A 19,918-nucleotide genomic window follows, 5' to 3' on the forward strand; every position below is an offset into this window, starting at 1 on the left:
ATGACGGAGAAACCGCGCCAGTCGATCGGCGGGCTCTGGAACATCTCGTTCGGCTTTTTCGGGATACAAACCGGCTTCGCGCTGCAGAACGCGAACGTCACGCGCATCTTCCAGTCGCTCGGCACCTCGATCGACAACCTGCCTCTGCTGTGGATCGCGGCGCCCGTGACCGGGCTGTTGGTGCAGCCGCTGGTCGGGCATTTCTCGGATCGGACGTGGGGGTCACTCGGGCGCCGGCGGCCCTATTTCCTGGCGGGTGCGCTGCTCGCGACGATCGCGCTGCTGGCGATGCCGTTCGCGCCGGGGCTGATCGTGGCGGCGCTGCTGCTCTGGCTGCTCGACGGATCGCTCAACGTCACGATGGAGCCGTTCCGCGCCTTCGTCGGCGACATGCTGCCCAACCGCCAGCGCACCGCCGGCTATGCGATGCAGACCGCCTTCATCGGCGCGGGCGCGGTGGCGGCGAGCCTCGCGCCGATCATGCTGAGCCACGTCTTCGGCGTCGCCTCGACCGCACCGGCCGGCGAGGTGCCGCCCTCGGTGCGGCTCGCCTTCCAGATCGGGGCGGCGGCGCTGCTGGTCGCGGTGTTGTGGACGATCGTGACGACGCGCGAATATTCGCCCGGCGAGATGGCGGCGTTCGAAGGCGTGGAGACGGTGGAGGCCGATGCCGCGCCGATCGTTGCGCCGCGCGGCGGGCCGCTGTGGCTGGCGGCCGGCCTTGCGGTGGGTACTGTGGTGGAGACGGCCGGTCTCGACAAGCCGCTCTACATCCTCGCCGGTGTGCTGGTTGCGTTCGGCATCGCGCAGATCGTCCATCGGATCGCCGTCGGGAAGGGCAAGGGCGACAATGTTCTCGGCCGTATCCTGACCGATCTCGCCACCATGCCGGACGGAATGCGCCGCCTCGCCGTCGTTCAGTTCTGCACCTGGTCGGCGCTGTTCATCCTGTGGATCTACACGACGCCGGTGGTGGCGCAGGTAGCGTTTCACAGCATCGATCCGACCAGCCAGGCGTATGCGGATGGCGCGGACTGGGTGGGCGTGCTGTTCGCCGTCTATAACGGCATCGCGGCGCTGGCCGCGTTCCTGTTGCCGCTGCTGGCGACCGGGATCGGACGCAAGGCGACGCACATGATCGGGCTGTTCTGCGGCGCGGTCGGCTTCGCGCTGCTGCCGCTGATCGGCTCGCCGATGCTGCTGCTGATGCCGATGGTGCTGATCGGGATCGCCTGGTCCTCGATCCTCACCATGCCCTACGCGATCCTGTCGAGCCTTCTGCCGCAGCGGAAGCTCGGTATCTACATGGGGCTGTTCAACATCTTCGTGGTGCTACCCCAGTTGCTCGTGTCGAGCGTGATGGGGGCGGTGGGCCGGCTCGTCTCGCCGGGCGATCCGCGCTGGACGCTGGGTGTCGCCGCCGTGTCTCTGGTGATCGCGGGCGTCATGACTCTCGCGGTGCGCGAGGGCGAGGCGCCTCCGCAGTAACTACCAGTGGCGCTCGCCGAGGCAGGGGAGGCACTCGTCGAGCACGGGATCGACCGGCGTCCCGCAGGAACGGCAGCGGCCGTCCTGCTGCGGCGCGCGCCACCAGCTCGCGATCGTCTCGCGCGCCCGTGACAGCCAACTGGTCCATGTCATCGTCATGCCCGGCAGAATACCGGTCGGACGGGCCGGGCGCGCGATAGAATGTCCGTGCGGTGACCAAGCGGAGCTTGATCAGGCGAGGCCGAGCAGGCGGACCAGGCCCCAGCCGATCGCGCCCAGCACCAGCAGCGAGAGGATGACGGCGGCGGTCACGCGACCACCGGCGCGCGCCACGGTGCGGATGTCGCAGCCGAGGCCGAGCGCCGCCATCGACACGACGGTCAGCATGGTCGCGACATGGCTGGCGGGCGCCACCGCAACTTCGGGGACGAGGCCCGCCGAGCGCGCGACGACCAGCGCGAGGAAGCCGATGATGAACCAAGGCACCAGCTGCGCGAGGCGCGGCCGCACCACCGGCTCGACGCTCTCTCCGGCATCGCGCAGGCGCGGCGCGAGAAAGGCGAGCACCACGCAGACCGGGCCGAGCATCAGCACGCGCACCAATTTGGTCAGCGTGCCGATCTGGACGGCGGCGGATCCCAGCGGCGCGGCGGCGGCGATCACCTGCGGCACGGCGTAGACGGTGAGGCCGGCGAGCGCGCCGAAGGGCAAGGGCGCGATCCCCGCCGCCAGCGCGAGAACCGGCAGCCCGATCACGACGATCACGCCCAGCACGGCGGTGAAGGCGATCGAGGCGGCGACATCCTCACTGTCCGCGCCGATCACAGGCGCGACGGCGGCGATCGCGGAATTACCGCAGATCGAGTTGCCGCACGCGACCAGCATCGCCAGCCGGGGCCTTAGCCCGAGCGCGCGGCCGATGCCGTAGCTGGCGCCGATTGCGATCGCCACGACCAGCGCGATGCCGGCGAGGAAGGCGGGGCCGGCCGACACGATCGTAGCGCCGCTGACCGACGCGCCGAGCAGCACGACGGCCACTTCGAGCACCGTCTTGGCGCTGAAGCGGATACCGGGCTGCCACCGCGCGTCCGGCGTCCAGACGGTGCGGACCAGCGTGCCGATCAGGATCGCCAGGACCAGAGCCTCCAGCCAGGCGCGGCCGAACAGCAGGGCCTCGATCCGCTCGACCGTCATCGCCGCCAGCGTGACGGCAAGACAGAGCAGAGTGCCCGGCAGAAGATCGCGGCGGGCGGCGGCGGAGGTGATGGAAGCGGCCATGCGCTCTGATGCGCCCCCGTTTATCATCGGTCCAATGGATTGTTCTTGTTGATTCGTTCTTCATAGGCGATCAATCGCTCATGACCCTCGATCAGTTGCGCATCTTCGTGGCGGTGGCCGAGCGCGAGCATGTCACACGCGCGGCGGAGGCGTTGCATATCACCCAGTCGGCCGTCTCGGCGGCGATCGCCGCGCTGGAGGCGCGGCACGATGTGAGGCTGTTCGATCGGGTGGGGCGCAACATCGTGCTCAACGATGTCGGCCGCGCGCTGCTGGCGGAGGCGAGGGCGACGCTCGCCCAGGCCGCCGGGCTGGACGATCTGCTCGCGGGCTTTCGCGGGCTGGAGCGGGGCACGCTGCGGCTGGCGGCGAGCCAGACGGTCGGCGGCTATTGGCTGCCCCGCATGCTGCACGATTTCCGGCGTCGCTATCCGGGCATCGCCGTCGCGCTGGACATCGCCAACAGCGAGCGGGTGGCCGAGCAGGTTTCGACGGGCGAGGCGGAACTGGGGCTGGTGGAGGGGCTGGCCGATCAGGCCGATCTCAACCGCTGGCCGATCGCCGACGATCACATGCTGCTGGTGCAGGCGGAAGCGGGGCCATCACGGATCGACGCAGGATGGATCCGTTCGGCGGACTGGGTGCTGCGCGAGGCGGGATCGGGCACGCGCTCCAGTTTCGAGGCGGTGCTGGCGACGCTGGGGATCGATCCGGCCGAACTGCACGTCGCGCTCACGCTGCCGTCCAACGAGGCGGTGCGCAGCGCGGTCATCGCCGGGGCGGGGGCGGCGGTATTGTCCACCCTTGTCGTCGGATCGGCATTGTCGGCGGGGCATCTCCACGCCTTGCCGCTCGACATTCCACCGCGCCGCTTCTTCGGCCTGCGCCCGCGCGGGCGCCCGGCGAGTCGTGCGGCGGAGGCGTTTCTGGCGATGATCGAACAGAAGCACTGACGGCTCAGACGTGCCGCTTGCCCAGCTTCCGCGCCAGCGTGCGGCGGTGCATCCCGAGCCGCCGCGCCGTTTCCGAGATGTTGAAGCCGGTTTCGGCCAGAGTCTGGTGGATACGTTCCCACTCGATCGTCTTGATGGAGGTCGGGCGGGCGGACAGGCTGGTTTCGGCGTTTCCTTCCACTGCCTCGAACGCGCGCTCGATGTCGTCGGTGTCCGCAGGCTTGGTCAGGTAATTGGTGGCGCCGAGCTTGATCGCCTCCACCGCCGTCGCGATGCTGGCGAAGCCGGTCAGCACGACGATCCGCATAGCCGGATCGAGCAGGTGCAACTGCTCGACGCAGGCGAGGCCGGAGGCGTGGCCGAGGCGAAGATCCACCACCGCGAAGCCCGGCCGGAAATCGGCGACGGTGGCGGCGATGTCGTCGGGGCCGTGCAGCGTCCGCACCGCATAGCCGCGCTTCTCGAACGAACGGCCCAGCGTGCGCGCGAAACCTTCGTCATCCTCGACGATCAGCAGGCGACGCGCGCTCATCGCAGCTCCTCCAGCGTCAGCGCCGTCAGGGGGATCGCCAGCGTCACCACCGCGCCGCCCTGCGCACCGGGCGCGGCGGTGACGGTGCCGCCGAGCTTGCGCAGCACGTTGACCGCGAGGAACAGGCCGAGGCCCGCGCCGCGCCGTTCCTTGGTCGAGCGATAGGGCTTGCCCAGGCCTTCGATCATGCCGGGTGCGAAGCCCGGCCCATCGTCCTCCACCGAGAGTCGGAGGGTGTTTTCGTCGGTCTCGGCGATCAGCGTGACATGGCTGGCGCCGGCCTCGATCGCATTGTCGAGCAGGTTGAAGAGCACCTGCACCAGCGTGCGATCGGCGACGATGGGGATGGCATGGTCCGATCGGTCCCGCAGGGTGATCATGCCGGGCCGCAGGGCATCCCAGTCCCGCGCGACCTGCGCCACGAAGGCGGAGAGCGAGGTCCGCTCCACCCGCTCGCTGCGTGCCTCGCCAGATGCGTAGAGGATGCCGGTGACGATATCCTTGCAGCGCGCCACCGCTGCCTGCATCTCGCCGATCTCCTCGGTCAGCGGCTGGAGGTCCGGCTGGTGCCGCCAGTCGCCGAGAATCACCGACATCGAGGCGAGCGGCGTCCCCAGCTCGTGCGCGGCGCCCGAGGCGAGCAGGCCCATACGGACGATATGATCCTCTTCCGCCGCCTGCTGGCGCAGTTCGGCCAGCCGGGCGTCGCGGATGCGCAGGTTGCGGCTGATCCGGGTGACGAACAGCATCAGCAGCACGCACACCAGCACGAAGTTCAGCCAGCTCGCCAGCATGTGCACCGGCGAGAAGACGGTGCCGTAGCCGGATGGCAGCGCCAAGGGCCGGTGAAAGGCCGAGAGCATGGCGAAGGTCAGGCTGTGCAGCACCACCAGCGCCCAGCTCGACCAGATGTCGAGCAGCATCGCGCCGATCACCACCTGCAGCAGCCCGATCGACGCGAACGGGTTGGTGGTGCCGCCGCTGAGATAAACCTGGCTGCTGAGCGCTGCCCAATCCATCAGGATCGCCACGAAGAGCTGGTGGTTGGCGACCTTCCAGCCCCGATGGAGCAGCGACAGGGTGGAGAGGTTGAGGCCGGCCAGCGCCGCGGTGATCGCCACCATCGGCACGATCGGCAGCGCGTCGCCGATCCACAGCCAGGCGGCGAAGATCGCCGCGAGTTGTCCGGCGATGGCGAGCCAGCGCAGCTGCGTGAGCAGCAGCATGTTGCGTGCGCCGACATCCTCGGATGCGCCGGGTATGCGGCGGAGCGGGAGAGGGAGCAGCCCGGCCATATACGGGCGGTCTAGTCCTTCGATGGCCGGAGCGCCATCCAGCCCACGGCGCCGGCGAGCAGGGCCGCCATGGCGAACCAGGTCAGTGCATATTGCAGGTGATTGTTGGGGAAGCGGATGACCGTCAGCCCGCCGCGTGGCCAACCGGGCGAGGCTTGCGCGTCGGCATCGACGAAATAGGGGGCGACCGGCCCGATGCCGCGCTTGGCGGCGATCGCGTTCACGTCGCGCGAATACCAGCGATCGTCGGCCGGATCGTTGGCGCGCAGGAAGCCGCCTTTGGGCTCGTTCAGGCGGAGCAGGCCGGTGACCGCCACCTCCCCGGCCGGGGTGGGGATGGGCCTCGCTTTGTCGCCCTGCGGGACGAATCCGCGATTGATCAGCAGGGTGAAGCCGCGATCGGATCGGAGGGGGGAGAGCACCCAATAGCCCGGACCCAGCGTGGTCGCAGCCTGTACGAAGGTGGGCACTGCGGGGATATAGCGACCCCGCACGACGAGGCGGGTGTAGCTGTCGGCGGAGGAGAGGGCGGGCCACCGGTCCGCGCCGGGGGCGTCCACCGGGGCGGACGCCAGCTTGTGTGCGACCTGTGCGATCAGCGCCCGCTTCCAGGCCAGGCGATGGACCTGCCAGATGCCGAGCCACACCAGCCCGGCGACGATCGGCAGCGCGAGGGCCGCGAGGCCGAGGCGCCGCCGTCCGTTCACATGCCGCTCGCGCTGTCCGCGGACCCCGGCATCATGTTGACGTTCATGTGGTACATCACCCACAGCGAACCGGCCAAGGTGATCACCACCACGACGATGGTGAAGACGGTCGCCATGAACTGCCAGCCGGCCTCCGCCTTCGCGTTGAGGTGGAGGAAGTAGACGACGTGGACGATCACCTGCACCGCGGCCAGCGCCATGATGACGTAACCGGTCATCACCGGGCTGCCGAGCTTGCCGGTCATCACCAGCCAGAAGGGAATGGCGGTGAGGATGACCGACAGGATGAAGCCGGTCAGATAGCCCGAGCGGGTGACGGGCGGGTGATCGCCATGGCCGTGGCCGTGATCGGCGGCGTGATCGTGGGCGGCGCTCAACGCAGGACTCCCATCAGGTAGACGAAGGTGAAGACGCCGATCCAGATGACGTCGAGGAAGTGCCAGAACAGCGACAGGCACATCAGGCGGCGCTGGTTGGCGGCGGTGAGGCCGAAGCGGCCAACCTGCACCATCAGCGTGATCAGCCAGATGATGCCGAACGTCACGTGCAGGCCGTGGGTGCTGACGAGCGTGAAGAAGGAGGAGAGGAAGGCCGAACGCTCGGGCGTGGCGCCCTCGCGGATCAGGTTGTGGAACTCCGAAAGCTCGATGCCGACGAACGCGGCGCCGAACAGGCCGGTGATCGCCAGCCAGATCAGCACGGCCGACTTTTTCTTCTCCTGCATCGCGATCATCGCGAAGCCGTAGGTGATCGACGACAGCAGCAGCATCGAGGTGTTGACCGCGACCAGCGGCAGCTCGAACAGCTCGGACGGCTTGGGGCCACCCGCATAGCTGGTGCCGAACAGCGCATAGGCCGCGAACAGCATCGCGAAGATGAGGCAATCGCTCATCAGGTAGATCCAGAAGCCCAGCATCGTGGAGCCGCCGGCCTCATGGTCATGCTCGTGCATGTCGAGGAAGATGGGCTTGCCCTGGGCGTCGGTCATGGTGGGTGCGTTCGCCATCGATCAGATTCCCGCCGCCAGAAGTTGCTGGGTGCGTGCGGCTTCCGTCTCGCGCACTTCGCTTTCGGGAATGTGGAACTCCCGGTCGTAGTTGAAGGTGTGGACAATCGCGGTGCCGACCAGGGCGACGAAGCACAAAGCCGCCAGCCACCAGACGTACCAGATCATCGCCACGCCGAAGCCTGCCGCGAACACCGCGAGGATCAGGCCCGCCGGGGTGTTCTTCGGCATCAGGATCGGGCGGAAGCCCTGCTCCGGACGCACGTAGCCGCGCTCCTTCATGTCGGCATACGCATCGAGGTCATGCACGATCGGCGAGAAGGCGAAGTTGTAGGCCGGCGGCGGCGACGAGGTCGCCCACTCCAGCGTACGGCCACCCCAGGGATCGCCCGTGGTGTCGCGCAGGCGCGGCGTGTTCCGGTCGCGGATGCTGACATAGTACTGCATCAGCATGGCAGCGATGCCGATCGCGATCAGCGCGGCGCCGACGGCGGCGATGACGAACCAGATCTGCAGCGAGGGATCGTCGAAGTGGCGCAGGCGGCGCGTCACGCCCATCAGGCCGAGCACGTAGAGCGGCGTGAAGGCGACCCAGAAGCCGACCACCCAGAACCAGAAGCTCACCTTGCCCCAGAACTCGTCGAGCTTGAAGCCGAAGGCCTTGGGCCACCAGTAGTTGATCCCCGCGAACATGCCGAACAGCACGCCGCCGATGATCACGTTGTGGAAGTGCGCCACCAGGAACAGCGAATTGTGCAGCACGAAGTCGGCCGGCGGCACCGCGAGCATCACGCCGGTCATGCCGCCGATCGTGAAGGTGAGCATGAACGCCACCGTCCACATCATCGGCAGCTCGAACCGGATGCGGCCATGATACATGGTGAACAGCCAGTTGAAGAGCTTGGCCCCCGTCGGGATCGAGATGATCATCGTCGTGATGCCGAAGAAGCTGTTCACGCTCGCGCCCGAACCCATCGTGAAGAAGTGGTGCAGCCACACGAGGTAGGACAGGATCATGATCACGAGGGTCGCGTAGACCATCGAGGTGTAGCCGAAGAGGCGCTTGCTGGAGAAGGTGGAGGTCACCTCCGAGAAGACGCCGAAGGCGGGCAGGATCAGGATGTAGACCTCCGGGTGGCCCCAGATCCAGATCATGTTGGTGTAGAGCATGTAATTGCCCCCACCGGTGTTGGTGAAGAAGTGGGTGCCGACGTAGCGATCGAGCGACAGCAGCACGAGCACCGCGGTCAGGATCGGGAAGGCGGCGACGATCAGGATGTTGGTGCAGAGCGCGGTCCAGGTGAAGACCGGCATCTTCATCAGGTTCATGCCCGGCGCGCGCATCTTCACGATCGTGCAGACCAGGTTGATGCCGGACAGCAATGTGCCGACACCGGCTATCTGCAGCGCCCATATGTAATAGTCGACGCCGACGTCGGGCGAATAATCCAGCTCCGAGAGCGGGGCCATCGCCAGCCAGCCAGTGCGCGCGAACTCGCCCACGAACAGGCTCATCATCACGATGGCGGCGCCCATGGCCGTCATCCAGAAGCTGAAATTGTTCAGGAAGGGGAAGCTCACGTCGCGCGCGCCGATCTGCAGCGGCACCACGAAGTTCATGAGGCCGGTGACGAACGGCATCGCCACGAAGAAGATCATGATCACGCCGTGCGCGGTGAACACCTGGTCATAATGGTGTGCCGGCAGGAAGCCCTGGTTGTCGCCGAAGGACATGGACTGCTGCGCGCGCATCATGATCGCGTCGGAGAATCCGCGCAGGAACATGACGAGGCCCAGCACCATGTACATGACGCCGATGCGCTTGTGGTCGACGCTGGTGAACCACTCCTTCCAGAGATAGGTCCAGCATTTGAAGTAGGTCAGCACCGAGAGCAAAGCGATGCCGCCGATGGCGACGCCGATGAAGGTGCCGACCAGGATCGGCTCGTGGATCGGCAGCGCGTCGAGCGTGAAGCGCCCGAAGATCATCTTGGGGAGTTCGAGTGACATCGGCGATCTCAGCTGTGCGAATGGGGCATGGCGGGCGCATTGTCCGGCGCATTGGCCGGGCGCGGCGAGGAGCCGAGTGCGTCCGGCGAGCGCTGGAGCGCACCGGGCGGCGATTTCGGCAGCGTGTTGTTCACGGGCGGGGCCGGGTGGCCCATGTTCATGCCGTGCATGTCACCGCCCATGTCCTTCTGCATGACATCGCTCATGCAGGGCGTGCCGGGGGTGGCGCACTGGTTGACGATCCGGTTGAACAGGGTCGGATCGACGGACGCCCAGCGCATCATCGGCGCGTCCTCGCTCGGCTTGGCGAGGTTCAGGTAGGTCGGCGTGTCGAGGGTGCCGCCGGCGGCCTTGGTCTTTTCGACCCACTTGCCGAAATCGGCGGCGCTCATGCCGGCGACCTGGAAGTGCATGCCCGAGAAGCCTGCGCCGCTATAGTTGGCGGAGATGCCGCCGAAACGGCCGGTCTTGTTGAGCACGGCGTGGAGCTGCGTCTGCATCCCCGGCATCGCGTAGACCTGGCCGGCCAGCGACGGCACGTAGAAGCTGTTCATCACCGAGCTGGCGGTGAGCTTGAACTGGACTTCCCGATCGACCGGCAGGGCGAGGCCGTTGACGGTGGCGATGCGCTGTTCGGGGTAGATGAAGAGCCACTTCCAGTCGAGCGCGACGACGTCGATCTCCAGCGGCTTGCTGTTCGCCGGCACCGCCTTGCCGGGCGCGAGGCGTTCCAGCCGGCGATAGGGATCGAGCGTGTGGGTGGTGATCCAGGTCAGCGCGCCAAGCGCGATGATGATCAGCAGCGGGGCCGACCAGATCACCAGTTCCAGCACCGTGGAGTGATCCCAGTCCGGCCGGTAGGTGGCTTCGGTGTTGCTTTGGCGATAGCGCCAGGCGAACAACACCGTGAGGATCATCACGGGGATGATGATCAGGAGCATCAGCGCGGTAGAAATCGCCAGAAGATGCGCCTGCTGCCGCGCGACATCGCCGGCCGGAAAAAGCACCTGCATGTCGCAGCCGGCGAGCGTCAGCGGGAGTGCCAGAATGGGTGCAATCCGCGCCTTCCGATGGACTCGGGAAAGATGATTCCTGTTCATGGGCGCGCCTTATGACGAATGTTGCGACGCAGCGATATGACATTTTGTCCTATGGACGTGGGTCTATCGACGATTTTCCGCGTTGAATTGCCGTTGCGGTCGATGCACGCTCTTCGGGCCGCAAGGGCGGGAGAGATAATATGATGGCACAGAGCGCGTTGCCGGTCGGCCAGGCAGGCCCGGAAATCCATACGCATGGTAGCCACGAGGTGCGACCGAGCGAGATCGCGATCGGCGTGATCATCGGGCGCACGTCCGAATTCTTCGATTTCTTCGTGTACGCGATCGCCTCGGTGCTGGTGTTTCCGCGGCTCGTCTTTCCGTACATGAACCATATCGACGCCACCCTGTGGTCGTTTGCCATCTTCTCGCTGGCGTTCATCGCCCGGCCGATCGGATCGCTGCTCTTCCTCGCGATCGATCGCAATTACGGACGCGGCACCAAGCTGACCGCCGCCCTGTTCCTGCTCGGCAGCTCCACCGTCGCGATCGCCTTCCTGCCGGGGCACGCATCGGTGGGCTGGCTGTCGGCGCTGTTCCTCTGCATCTTCCGGGTCGGCCAGGGCATCGCGCTCGGCGGCGCCTGGGACGGGCTCGCGTCGCTTCTCGCACTCAACGCGCCGGAGAACAAGCGCGGCTGGTACGCGATGGTGCCGCAACTCGGCGCCCCGCTCGGCCTGATCGTGGCGAGCGGGCTGTTCGCCTACTCGCTGACCAACCTGTCCGATGGCGATTTCCTTGATTGGGGCTGGCGCTATCCGTTCTTCGTCGCCTTCGCGCTCAACGTGGTGGCGCTGTTCGCCCGGCTGCGCATGGTGGTAACGCCGGAGTATGAGCAGCTGTTCGACAACCGCGAACTCCAGCCTTCGCGGGTGCGCGAGACGCTGCGTTCGGACGGCCTCAAGATCGTGATCGGTGCCTTCGCCCCGCTCGCCAGCTTCGCTCTGTTCCACATGGTGACGGTGTTCTCGCTGTCATGGGTGGTGCTGTTCACCAACGAGGCGGCCGCGCGCTTCCTGATCGTCGAGATGGGCGGCGCCCTGATCTGCGTGCTGGCGATCGTCGCCTCCGGCCTGATCGCGGACCGGGTCGGCCGCCGCTACCTGCTCGGCTTCTGCGCCGGCGCGATCGCGGCCTATAGCGGGTTCGCCCCGCAGCTGCTCGGCACGGGTGAGATCGGTACGGCGGCGTTCATGATCATCGGCTTCGTGCTGCTCGGCCTGTCCTTCGGCCAGTCGTCGGGCGCGGTGGCGTCGAGCTTCTCGATGCCGTCGCGTTACACCGGATCGGCGCTGACGTCGGACCTCGCCTGGCTGTTCGGCGCCGGCTTCGCCCCGCTGGCGGCGTTGCTGCTCGCCACCAATTACGGGCTGATGGCGGCTGGTGGCTACCTGCTGTCGGGCGCGCTGGGCACGCTGGCCGCACTGGCCATCAACAAGGAGCTGGCGAGCCGGATCGGCTAACCGGCAAGGTCGCGCAGGCAGGCGTCGAGCGCGCCTGCCGCGCCATGTTCGTAGATCGCCGCGAGGTGGCTGCCGACCGCCGCGACGAACCGCCGGTCCTCACCCAATGATCCGAACAGGCTGGTGATCGACAGGAGCGGCGCCGGATCGCGTCCGCCCTCGATCGCTTTCTCCCGCAGCAGCGCGGCCATCGGGTGCCGCACGTCGATCACCGTGCCGTTCTCATCGATACCGCGCACGCGCCGCAGCCATGCGGCGACGCCGAGTGCGAGCAGATCGATCGACCCCTCCGACGCCAACCGGTCGCGCACCGGATCGAGCAGATAGTTGAGCGCCGCGTCGGTATTCACCCGCTCCACCGTGTCGCGGATCGCGGGGTTGGCGAAGCGGTCGATCAGTTCGGTTTTGTAGATCGGCAGGTCGATTCCGGGGACGGGGAGCAGGGTCGGCCCGGTCTCCCGCTCCATCAGGGCAGACATGTATCGGCGGATGCGATCGTCGCGCATCGTCTCGTCGATCGTCTCGTAGCCGATCAGCCGGCCCAGGCCCGCGATGGCGAGGTGGCTGGCGTTGAGCAGCCGCAGCTTCATGAACTCGTAGGGCGCGACGTCGGTGACGAATTGCGCGCCGACTTGATCCCAATCGGGCCGTCCATCGACGAAATCGTCCTCGATCACCCATTGGGTGAAGCGCTCGGAGACGACCGGCCACGCATCGGCGACCCCATGCCGTGCGGCCAGGTCGGCGATGTCGCCGGCCTGCGTAACCGGGGTGATGCGATCCACCATCGTGCTGGGGAAACGCGCCTCGCGCTCGATCCAGCGCGCGAGATCCGGCTCGCGTAGCGTCGCGAAATCGAGCACCGCCTGTTTCAGCACATGGCCGTTATGCTGGATGTTGTCGCAGCTCAACGCGGTGAAGGGGCGGGTGCCCGTATCGCGACGGCGGCGATAGCTCTCGACGATGATACCGACCGCGCTCTTCGGATGCTCGGGATCCGCGAGGTCGGCGGCGATCGCCGGGTGGTCGGGCGCCAGCCGCTTGGTCGCCGGATCGAGGCAGTAGCCATGTTCGGTGATGGTGAGGCTGACGATGCGGATCTCCGCCCACCCGATCGCGTCGAGCAGGGCCGTACTGTCCTCTCCGGCGAAGACGACATCCGCGACCGAGCCAATGATCTCGATCGTCTCGCCCGAGCCGTCACGCTCGACCAGCGTGTAGAGATGGTCCTGCGGTGCGAGCGCGTCCCGTATCCGGCGGTCGGCGGGAAGCAGCCCGGCTCCGACGATGCCCCAGCCGAGCGCCGCCGGATCGCGGTTCATCAGCGCATGGGTGTAGCGCGCCATATGCGCGCGGTGGAAGCCGCCGAGGCCGAGGTGGACGATGCCGGGGCGGATCCCGGCCGGGTCGTAAGCGGGGCGCCCGATCGCGGGCGCAAGTTGCGCAAGAGTCCGGCGGGCGAGGGGGATCGGCTGGGTCACGCGACCAAGCCTGACCGGAAGCGAGGGCTGCGTCCAGCGTCCCGACAGCCCGGCCAAGCCGGATTGCCGATCGGCATCACATCTCGATCGGCGCCGTGCGTCCCGCGTCGTAGCTTCCACGACCGGCGAGGAGCAGGCCGACGATGCTCACCGCCGCCGCGCCCGCCATATAGGCGCCCACCGTCGCCAGCCCGTATCCATCCGCCAGCAACTTGGCGAGGATAGGGGTAAGGCCGCCGCCGATGATCCCGCCGACGTTGAAGGCGAGCGAGGTGCCGGTGTAGCGCACCTGCGGCGGGAACAGGCTCGGCAGCCAGGCGCCGAGCGGGCCGTAGACGAACCCCATCGCCAGCAGGGCCAGCGCGAGGAAGACGAAGGCGTGGCGCATCGATCCGCTGCCGAGCAGTGGCCCGAGCAGCGCGCCCGCGACGATCGCGGCGATGCAGCCCCAGATCAGCACGCGGCGCGGATCGAGCTTGTCGGAGGCCCAGCCGGCCAGAACGATGCCTACCGCCATGAACAGGATCGCGACGAGTTGCGCCTCCAGAAAGGCCTGCTTGGCATAGCCGAGCTTGGTGGTGCCGTAGCCGAGCGCGAAGGCGGTCGCGATATAATAGACCGCGAAGCAGCAGACGACGCCGAGGATGCCGGCGACGGTGCGGCCGAGATGATCGCGCAGCACGTCGGCGATCGGCACGCGCGCCGGCGGCGCCTCTTCCAGCGCGGCGGCGAAGGCGGCGGTCTCGGTGAGCTTGAGGCGGACCCAGAGGCCGAGGCCGACCAGCAGCGCGCTGGCGACGAACGGAATGCGCCAGCCCCAATCCTTGAACTGCTCGGGCGTCAGCGTCGCGCCGAGCAGCAGGAAGAAGCCGTTGGCCGCGAGGAAACCGACCGGCGCGCCGAGCTGCGGCGCCATGCCGAAGCGAGCGCGCCATCCGGGTGGGGCGTTCTCCACCGCGAGCAGGGCCGCGCCGCTCCATTCCCCGCCAAGCCCGATGCCCTGTCCGAAGCGGAGCAGGCAGAGCAGGGCCGGCGCCACCCAGCCGACCATCGGATAGGTCGGCAGGAAGGCGATGGCGGCGGTGGAAAGGCCCATCAGGAGCAGCGAGGCGACCAGCGTCGACTTGCGCCCGATCCGGTCTCCGAAATGGCCGAACAGCGCGCCGCCCAGCGGTCGGGCGAGGAAGGCGAGGCCGAAGCTCGCGTAGGAAGAGAGAAGCTGCGCCGAATCCGAACTGGCCGGGAAGAAGAGCGGGCCGAAGACGAGGCTGGCGGCGGTGGCGTAGATATAGAAGTCGTAGAACTCGACCGAGGTGCCGACGAGGCTCGCCAGCAGGATATGCCCTGTCTGCCTCTTGCCGCTCATCATCGTCTCCCGATCGCCTTTGCCGAGCGCGATGGCGGCGAAGGGAGGGGAGGTCAACCGGCTAGTGGCGGTCTTCGTCATCCTCGCGGATCAGCCCGCGACCCGCGAAGATCAGGCCGACGCCGATCGCGAAGGGGATGCCGCCGAAGATCAGGACCATCGGAATGGCGCTTCCGAAACTGCCTCCGCTCATGCCCGCGATCAGTACCCCCAGCGAGCACAGTCCGCTCGCGCCTGCGATCAGCGCGCCGATGGCGAGCAGGATTCCGCCGAACAGGGTCTTCATCGCCGTCCCGCTCCCGCCAGTGCCCGATGCCGGGCGAGCACGCCGGCGCCCTCCGCGCCGTCCCGATAGAAGGTGTTGTAGGTGTCGAAGGGGATGATCTGGCCGTCGCCGGTGACGAAATGCACGCAGCTGCGCTTCACCGTGCCAAGATCGAAATTGTAGCGATCGAGGAATTGCAGGATCACCACGCGGAAGCTGTTTGCGTAGCTCAGCTCCTCCGGCACCATCGCGTGGGGCAGGCAGCAGAGCACGCCGGCCAGTTTTTCCTCAGTATTGGCCTGAGCGGTGGCGAGCGAGAGCAGATCGAGGATGCCCTTGCGCAGCGCCGGATAGGCCTCGTAGCTGATCGTGTTCGGCCCCTGCAGGATCATCTCGCGCGGCAGCAGCGACGTGATCGGGGTGACATGCTGCCCGTCGCGCAGGCCGTAGCCGATGCAGATCTGGTCCGGATTGCAGGGCAGCGGGATCATGTCGTCGAGGTCGAACACGCCGGCCTTGGCGACCTCACGGCGGATCTGGGTGAGCAGCACCCGGTTGGCGTCGGCTTCGAACCCCTCGTTGCGGCCGGCATCCTGCACAGGCTGGAAGGTGACGCCGCGCACGCACGACCAGGTGAGCGCATGGCGGACGATCTCCGCAACCTCGCCATCGTTCACCCCGCACTTCATCACCGCGACAAGCGTGGTGGAAAGCCCGACCCGTTCCAGCGCCTCCAGCGCCTGCTGGCGGATGCGTGAGAGCCGCGCGCCGCGCAGGTCCATCAACGCCTCGTCGTTCAGCGAATCGAACTGGAGATAGACTTCGAGACGCGGGGCGTAGCTCGCCAGGCGCTCGACGAAGGCCGGATCCTGCGCGATCCGCACGCCGTTGGTGTTGATCATCACGTGGCGCACCGGCCGCGCCTTCACCGCATCGAGGATCGCAAAGAAATCGGGATGAATGGTCGGCTCGCCGCCGGAAAGCTGAACGAGATCCGGCTCGCCCTCGCTCTCCACCAGCGCATCGAGCATCCGCTCGATCTCGGCCAGCGGGCGGTGGGTGCCGTGCATGTCGGTCGCGTCGGCGAAGCAGACAGGGCAGGCGAGGTTGCACGCTTGGTTGATCTCGATGATCGCGAGGCAGCTATGTTGCTCGTGGTCGGGGCAGAGGCCGCAATCGAACGGGCAGCCGGCCTCGGTGCGAGTCTGCGCGGTGAGCGGACGGTCGCCGGGCTTGATCCAGAGTTTCTGCTGGCGCCAGTAATCGAGGTCGTCGCTGATCAGCGTTTTCTGCACGCCATGATCGCGGCAGCGCTTGAGGTAATAGACGCGCTCGTCCTCCTCGATGATGATCTTGGCGGGGACGGGCTCGAGGCAGGTCTCGCACAGGCTCGTGGTCTGGCCGTGGAAGATATAGGGCGCGGCCTTCCGCCCGAACGGATCAGCCACCCGCTCGATCGTCGCCGCGTCGCCACCAGAGGATGCCATAGACGATCAGCCCCATCATCAGCAGGTGGAAGATGTTCAGCGGCCCGATAACCGTCGGGTAGGGCTTCCAGAACTCCCACGCGAAACGTTGGGCAGCATAGACGATAATCATCGCGTGGAAAGCGTGGGTGCTCGCCCATCGCGCACCGCGCAGCCGGGCGCGGACATAGACGATCGTAAAGATCGCCATCGCGGTGGATTCGTAGAGTTCGACCGGGTGCCGCCCGATTCCGTCGCCGAGATCAACCGCCCATGGCAGGCTGGTCGGGGTGCCGTAGGTGAAGTCCGGAAGGCCGGCGAACAGGCAGCCGAAGCGACCGATGACGATCCCGACGCAGATCGGCAGCACGAAACCGCCGCCGGTCGATCGGCGGATGCCCTTCGCCCACTTCCATATCTCCACCGCGACGATCCCGCCCGCGAGCGCGCCGGCGATGCTATGCGATGGCGTGACGATGGCGCTGCGCAGCGTGTTGCCCGATCCCATCAGCCACGCACCGATCACTGCGCCGATCGCCAGGCTGAGGAAATAGCCGGGGCTGGTCGCGGCGGCGAGACGGCCGGCCTCCTCGGGCCAGCGGCGGTGCTGCCAGCGTGCGGCGAGCGCCGCGCCGGCCCAGGCGCAGGCATCGCCGACATAATGGGCCCATGGCGCGGTCGGCACGAGGATCATGGCCTGAGGTTCATCCCCAGCGACGAAGCGAGGTCAAGCCTCCATCCGGCGCAGTGGCGTGTCCGGCGGGCAGTCGATATGCTGGATGTGGGAGAATAGCGGGCCGGGCAAGAGGATCGCGCGGATGAATCGGGGTTTTGTCGCGTGCTTCATGGCAGGCGCCTTCGGCGGTGCCTTCATGTCCTTTCTGATCATCGCGCTGCTCCGGGTGCTGGTGCTCGATCCGCAGCAGCAGACGACCGGCGTCGATCGGCTGTCGGGGCGCATGGACGGGCTGGAGAGCCGCATCCAGCGACTGGAGATGAATAGCGGCCAGCTCGATCCGCACGATGCGCAGCGTGCCGGTGCGCCTCAGCGCGGTGCGCTCGACTGAACCTTCAGCGCTTGCGGCTGAGCGATCGCGCCGCCTCGTCCAGCCCCTGCAATGTCAGCGGGAACATCCGGTCGGCCATGATCTCCCGGATCAGTCGTGTCGATTGCGAATAGCCCCATTGCGCCTCCGGAACTGGGTTGAGCCAGGCGGCCGAGGCGTAGACGCCGGTCATCCGCTGGAGCCAGACGCCGCCCGCCTCCGGATTGTTATGCTCCACGGAGCCGCCGGGATGGGTGATCTCGTAAGGGCTCATCTGCGCGTCGCCGACGAACAGCAATTTATAGTCGTGGCCGAATTTGTGGAGCACGTCCCACGTCGGGGTGCGCTCCTGAAAGCGGCGGCGATTGTCTTTCCACACGCCTTCGTAGACGCAGTTGTGGAAATAGAAGAATTCGAGATGCTTGAACTCGGCGGTGGCGGCCGAGAACAGCTCCTCGCAGAGCTTGATGAACGGATCCATCGATCCGCCGACGTCGAGGAACAGCAGAAGTTTTACCGCATTGCGCCGTTCGGGGCGCATATTGATGTCGAGATAGCCCTTGCGGGCGGTGCCGGCGATGGTGGCGTCAAGGTCCAGCTCGTCGGCCGCACCGGTGCGCGCGAAGCGGCGCAGGCGGCGCAGCGCAACCTTGATGTTGCGCGTGCCGAGTTCGATCGAGTTGTCGAGATTGCGGAACTCGCGCTTCTCCCACACCTTGATCGCCCGCTTGTGGCGGCTCTCGCCTCCGATCCGCACGCCTTCCGGGTTGTAGCCGCCATTCCCGAACGGCGAGGTGCCGCCGGTGCCGATCCACTTGTTGCCGCCCTGGTGGCGGCCTTGCTGTTCCTCGAGCCGCTTTTTCAACGTCTCCATGATCTCGTCCCACGAGCCGAGCGACTTGATCGCCTCCATCTCTTCGGGCGTCAGAAACTTCTCGGTGACGGCCTTCAGCCAGTCCTCGGGGATTTCGCCCTCCGGCGTGGGTTCGCCGATCACGCCCTTGAAGACCTCGGCGAACACCTGGTCGAAGCGATCGAGCAGCCCCTCGTCCTTCACGTAGATCGCGCGGGCGAGATAATAGAATTCCTCCGGACTCTGCCCGATCACCTCGGCGTCGAGCGCCTCCAGCAGAGCGAGATGCTCCTTGGGGCTGGCGGGGATGCCGGCCTTGCGAAGCGCGTCGAGGAAGGAGACGAACATCTCGGCCGCGCCCTCAGGATCCCTGGCGCCGGGCGAGAAAGGCCAACCGCTCGAACAGCATCACGTCGGCCTCGTTCTTCAGCAGCGCGCCGTGGAGCGGGGGGATCGCCTTGCGGATGTCCTTTTCCGCCAGAACCTCCATCGGCATGTCTTCATGGAGCAGCAGCTTCAGCCAGTCGATCAGTTCGCTGGTCGAGGGCTTCTTCTTGAGGCCGGGCACGTCGCGCACCTCGTAGAAGATGTCGAGCGCGCGGGCGACGAGGCGCTTCTCGATATCGGGGAAGTGGACGGCGACGATCGCCTCCATCGTGTCCCGGTCGGGGAAGCGGATATAGTGGAAGAAGCAGCGGCGCAGGAACGCGTCCGGCAGCTCCTTCTCGTTGTTCGACGTGATCACCACGATCGGCCGCTCGCGCGCAGTCACTGTCTCGTGCGTCTCGTAGACGTCGAACGACATCCGATCGAGTTCCTGCAGCAGGTCGTTGGGGAATTCGATGTCGGCCTTGTCGATCTCGTCGATCAGCAGAACGGGGAGGGCGGGAGAGGTGAAGGCCTCCCAGAGCTTCCCCTTGCGGATGTAGTTGGCGATGTCGTGGACGCGCGGGTCGCCGAGCTGGCCGTCGCGCAGCCGGGCGACCGCGTCATATTCGTAGAGGCCCTGATGCGCCTTGGTGGTCGACTTGACGTGCCATTCGATCAGCGGGGCGCCGGTGGCCGCTGCGATCTCGTGGGCGAGGACCGTCTTGCCCGTGCCCGGTTCACCCTTGACCAGTAACGGGCGGCGCAGCTTCACCGCGGCATTGACCGCCACCTTGAGATCGTCGGTCGCGACATATCTGTCGGTGCCCGTGAAGCGCATGCGTGATCCTTCCCTGCGTCCTGTCGCGGGGCATGATGGGCAAAACGGTGGCGCTTTGCCACCCATCGCTGTGGACAGGCGGAAAACCGCCGTCGGAGAAAAATTGCGCGACCGCAAAATTTTTTCGCATCGAATCGTTGACGGGTCCGGAGAGCGTCTGTAGAGGCCCCTTCACCGCAGCGGACGGCCACCACGGACGGCTCGCTGAGGCTCCTGAAACAGGCGAAGTTGAAAAACTTCTTGCCAGAAAATCAGGGGGCGGTTACTCTCAGAGTTTCCGCGTAACACTTTCCGGATCGGTCAAACGATCCCCCGAGGTCAAAATCGGGGCAGGGAAGCTGTTGCGTTCTTTCTCATTGTTGGTTGGATGAAGGGACATGCGGGCGGCGGCTCGGCGTGTAG

At 66.8% G+C, this 19,918-nt stretch carries 20 protein-coding genes; 4 read left to right on the top strand and 16 right to left on the bottom strand.

Annotated elements, in window-relative coordinates; all coding sequences use genetic code 11:
• Entirely contained in the window at positions 1–1,488 is a 1,488-nt protein-coding gene (locus QGN17_RS19245) for an MFS transporter (RefSeq protein ID WP_281046217.1), read from the top strand.
• On the opposite strand, the gene QGN17_RS19250 is transcribed toward QGN17_RS19245, so the two are convergent.
• Together QGN17_RS19250 and QGN17_RS19255 are read right to left on the bottom strand one after the other, a co-directional pair.
• On the bottom strand, positions 1,489–1,647 hold the full coding sequence (locus QGN17_RS19250; RefSeq protein WP_281046218.1) for a hypothetical protein: 159 nt from the start codon (positions 1,645–1,647) through the stop codon (positions 1,489–1,491). It lies immediately after the preceding gene.
• Positions 1,648–1,719: 72 nt separating this feature from the next.
• On the bottom strand, positions 1,720–2,766 hold the full coding sequence (locus QGN17_RS19255) for a YeiH family protein (protein ID WP_281046219.1): 1,047 nt from the start codon (positions 2,764–2,766) through the stop codon (positions 1,720–1,722).
• Positions 2,767–2,846: 80 nt separating this feature from the next.
• On the opposite strand from QGN17_RS19255, the gene QGN17_RS19260 reads away from it, so the two are divergent.
• The gene (locus QGN17_RS19260) at positions 2,847–3,719 is read left to right on the top strand and encodes a LysR substrate-binding domain-containing protein (protein ID WP_281046220.1); all 873 of its coding nucleotides are present in this window, start codon (positions 2,847–2,849) and stop codon (positions 3,717–3,719) included.
• Between the two features lie 4 nt (positions 3,720–3,723).
• Here QGN17_RS19260 and QGN17_RS19265 read toward each other — a convergent pair whose 3' ends face one another.
• From QGN17_RS19265 to cyoA, 7 genes are read right to left on the bottom strand one after another with little or no spacing between them, the layout of a single operon-like run.
• Positions 3,724–4,251 (bottom strand): response regulator transcription factor, encoded by a 528-nt coding sequence (locus QGN17_RS19265; protein WP_281046221.1) that lies wholly within the window; start codon positions 4,249–4,251, stop codon positions 3,724–3,726.
• On the bottom strand, positions 4,248–5,546 hold the full coding sequence (locus QGN17_RS19270; protein ID WP_281046222.1) for an ATP-binding protein: 1,299 nt from the start codon (positions 5,544–5,546) through the stop codon (positions 4,248–4,250). The genes QGN17_RS19265 and QGN17_RS19270 overlap by 4 nt, the downstream gene beginning before the upstream one ends.
• A gap of 11 nt (positions 5,547–5,557) precedes the next feature.
• Complete coding sequence (locus QGN17_RS19275; protein WP_281046223.1) at positions 5,558–6,253, bottom strand: SURF1 family protein; 696 nt, start codon at positions 6,251–6,253, stop codon at positions 5,558–5,560.
• Positions 6,250–6,630, bottom strand: coding sequence for a cytochrome o ubiquinol oxidase subunit IV (gene cyoD / locus QGN17_RS19280; RefSeq protein WP_281046224.1), 381 nt, complete (start codon positions 6,628–6,630; stop codon positions 6,250–6,252). The genes QGN17_RS19275 and cyoD overlap by 4 nt, the downstream gene beginning before the upstream one ends.
• Positions 6,627–7,241 carry a cytochrome o ubiquinol oxidase subunit III gene (cyoC, locus tag QGN17_RS19285; RefSeq protein ID WP_281046225.1) on the bottom strand — a complete coding sequence of 205 codons (615 nt, stop codon included), beginning with the start codon at positions 7,239–7,241 and terminating at the stop codon, positions 6,627–6,629. The genes cyoD and cyoC overlap by 4 nt, the downstream gene beginning before the upstream one ends.
• Positions 7,242–7,262: 21 nt before the next feature.
• On the bottom strand, positions 7,263–9,269 hold the full coding sequence (gene cyoB, locus QGN17_RS19290) for a cytochrome o ubiquinol oxidase subunit I (protein WP_281046226.1): 2,007 nt from the start codon (positions 9,267–9,269) through the stop codon (positions 7,263–7,265).
• An 8-nt stretch (positions 9,270–9,277) separates the two neighbouring features.
• The gene (cyoA, locus tag QGN17_RS19295) at positions 9,278–10,369 is read right to left on the bottom strand and encodes a ubiquinol oxidase subunit II (RefSeq protein ID WP_281046227.1); all 1,092 of its coding nucleotides are present in this window, start codon (positions 10,367–10,369) and stop codon (positions 9,278–9,280) included.
• Between the two features lie 143 nt (positions 10,370–10,512).
• On the opposite strand from cyoA, the gene QGN17_RS19300 reads away from it, so the two are divergent.
• Positions 10,513–11,832, top strand: coding sequence for an MFS transporter (locus QGN17_RS19300; protein WP_281046244.1), 1,320 nt, complete (start codon positions 10,513–10,515; stop codon positions 11,830–11,832).
• Here the strand turns inward: QGN17_RS19300 and QGN17_RS19305 are convergent.
• The 5 genes from QGN17_RS19305 to QGN17_RS19325 form a co-directional block, all read right to left on the bottom strand.
• Positions 11,829–13,313 carry a mannitol dehydrogenase family protein gene (locus QGN17_RS19305; protein WP_281046228.1) on the bottom strand — a complete coding sequence of 495 codons (1,485 nt, stop codon included), beginning with the start codon at positions 13,311–13,313 and terminating at the stop codon, positions 11,829–11,831. The two genes, QGN17_RS19300 and QGN17_RS19305, sit on opposite strands and share 4 nt — an antisense overlap.
• 76 nt (positions 13,314–13,389) lie before the next feature.
• Positions 13,390–14,679, bottom strand: a complete 1,290-nt coding sequence (locus QGN17_RS19310) for an MFS transporter (protein ID WP_281046229.1) — start codon at positions 14,677–14,679, stop codon at positions 13,390–13,392.
• A gap of 61 nt (positions 14,680–14,740) precedes the next feature.
• Positions 14,741–14,965 (bottom strand): hypothetical protein, encoded by a 225-nt coding sequence (locus QGN17_RS19315; protein WP_281046230.1) that lies wholly within the window; start codon positions 14,963–14,965, stop codon positions 14,741–14,743.
• A complete protein-coding gene (locus tag QGN17_RS19320; RefSeq protein ID WP_281046231.1) occupies positions 14,962–16,431 on the bottom strand; it encodes a radical SAM protein in 1,470 nt (489 codons plus the stop codon). Before QGN17_RS19320 ends, QGN17_RS19315 begins: the two co-directional genes overlap by 4 nt.
• Positions 16,385–17,104, bottom strand: coding sequence for a prolipoprotein diacylglyceryl transferase family protein (locus QGN17_RS19325; RefSeq protein ID WP_281046232.1), 720 nt, complete (start codon positions 17,102–17,104; stop codon positions 16,385–16,387). Before QGN17_RS19325 ends, QGN17_RS19320 begins: the two co-directional genes overlap by 47 nt.
• 151 nt (positions 17,105–17,255) lie before the next feature.
• On the opposite strand from QGN17_RS19325, the gene QGN17_RS19330 reads away from it, so the two are divergent.
• Positions 17,256–17,477 carry a hypothetical protein gene (locus QGN17_RS19330; RefSeq protein WP_281046233.1) on the top strand — a complete coding sequence of 74 codons (222 nt, stop codon included), beginning with the start codon at positions 17,256–17,258 and terminating at the stop codon, positions 17,475–17,477.
• Between the two features lie 4 nt (positions 17,478–17,481).
• On the opposite strand, the gene QGN17_RS19335 is transcribed toward QGN17_RS19330, so the two are convergent.
• Positions 17,482–18,657 carry a vWA domain-containing protein gene (locus QGN17_RS19335; protein ID WP_281046234.1) on the bottom strand — a complete coding sequence of 392 codons (1,176 nt, stop codon included), beginning with the start codon at positions 18,655–18,657 and terminating at the stop codon, positions 17,482–17,484.
• 13 nt (positions 18,658–18,670) lie between these two features.
• On the bottom strand, positions 18,671–19,516 hold the full coding sequence (locus QGN17_RS19340; RefSeq protein ID WP_281046235.1) for an AAA family ATPase: 846 nt from the start codon (positions 19,514–19,516) through the stop codon (positions 18,671–18,673).
• Positions 19,517–19,918: the final 402 nt, after the last annotated feature.

This window comes from Sphingomonas oryzagri, from assembly GCF_029906645.1.
In the GTDB taxonomy this organism is placed as follows: Bacteria; Pseudomonadota; Alphaproteobacteria; order Sphingomonadales; family Sphingomonadaceae; genus Solisphingomonas; species Solisphingomonas oryzagri.

What these genes read in the sequence shown, in the direction of transcription:
- QGN17_RS19255 (WP_281046219.1), bottom strand. Translation starts at nt 2,766, where the DNA reads ATGGCCGCTTCCATCACCTCCGCCGCCGCCCGCCGCGATCTTCTGCCG.
- QGN17_RS19325 (WP_281046232.1), bottom strand. Translation starts at nt 17,104, where the DNA reads ATGATCCTCGTGCCGACCGCGCCATGGGCCCATTATGTCGGCGATGCC.
- QGN17_RS19265 (WP_281046221.1), bottom strand. Translation starts at nt 4,251, where the DNA reads ATGAGCGCGCGTCGCCTGCTGATCGTCGAGGATGACGAAGGTTTCGCG.
- cyoC (WP_281046225.1), bottom strand. Translation starts at nt 7,241, where the DNA reads ATGACCGACGCCCAGGGCAAGCCCATCTTCCTCGACATGCACGAGCAT.
- QGN17_RS19245 (WP_281046217.1), top strand. Translation starts at nt 1, where the DNA reads ATGACGGAGAAACCGCGCCAGTCGATCGGCGGGCTCTGGAACATCTCG.
- QGN17_RS19270 (WP_281046222.1), bottom strand. Translation starts at nt 5,546, where the DNA reads ATGGCCGGGCTGCTCCCTCTCCCGCTCCGCCGCATACCCGGCGCATCC.
- QGN17_RS19335 (WP_281046234.1), bottom strand. Translation starts at nt 18,657, where the DNA reads ATGTTCGTCTCCTTCCTCGACGCGCTTCGCAAGGCCGGCATCCCCGCC.
- QGN17_RS19310 (WP_281046229.1), bottom strand. Translation starts at nt 14,679, where the DNA reads ATGAGCGGCAAGAGGCAGACAGGGCATATCCTGCTGGCGAGCCTCGTC.
- QGN17_RS19320 (WP_281046231.1), bottom strand. Translation starts at nt 16,431, where the DNA reads ATGGCATCCTCTGGTGGCGACGCGGCGACGATCGAGCGGGTGGCTGAT.
- QGN17_RS19300 (WP_281046244.1), top strand. Translation starts at nt 10,513, where the DNA reads ATGGCACAGAGCGCGTTGCCGGTCGGCCAGGCAGGCCCGGAAATCCAT.
- QGN17_RS19315 (WP_281046230.1), bottom strand. Translation starts at nt 14,965, where the DNA reads ATGAAGACCCTGTTCGGCGGAATCCTGCTCGCCATCGGCGCGCTGATC.
- QGN17_RS19330 (WP_281046233.1), top strand. Translation starts at nt 17,256, where the DNA reads ATGGCAGGCGCCTTCGGCGGTGCCTTCATGTCCTTTCTGATCATCGCG.
- QGN17_RS19260 (WP_281046220.1), top strand. Translation starts at nt 2,847, where the DNA reads ATGACCCTCGATCAGTTGCGCATCTTCGTGGCGGTGGCCGAGCGCGAG.
- QGN17_RS19250 (WP_281046218.1), bottom strand. Translation starts at nt 1,647, where the DNA reads ATGACGATGACATGGACCAGTTGGCTGTCACGGGCGCGCGAGACGATC.
- cyoA (WP_281046227.1), bottom strand. Translation starts at nt 10,369, where the DNA reads ATGAACAGGAATCATCTTTCCCGAGTCCATCGGAAGGCGCGGATTGCA.
- cyoB (WP_281046226.1), bottom strand. Translation starts at nt 9,269, where the DNA reads ATGTCACTCGAACTCCCCAAGATGATCTTCGGGCGCTTCACGCTCGAC.
- QGN17_RS19340 (WP_281046235.1), bottom strand. Translation starts at nt 19,516, where the DNA reads ATGCGCTTCACGGGCACCGACAGATATGTCGCGACCGACGATCTCAAG.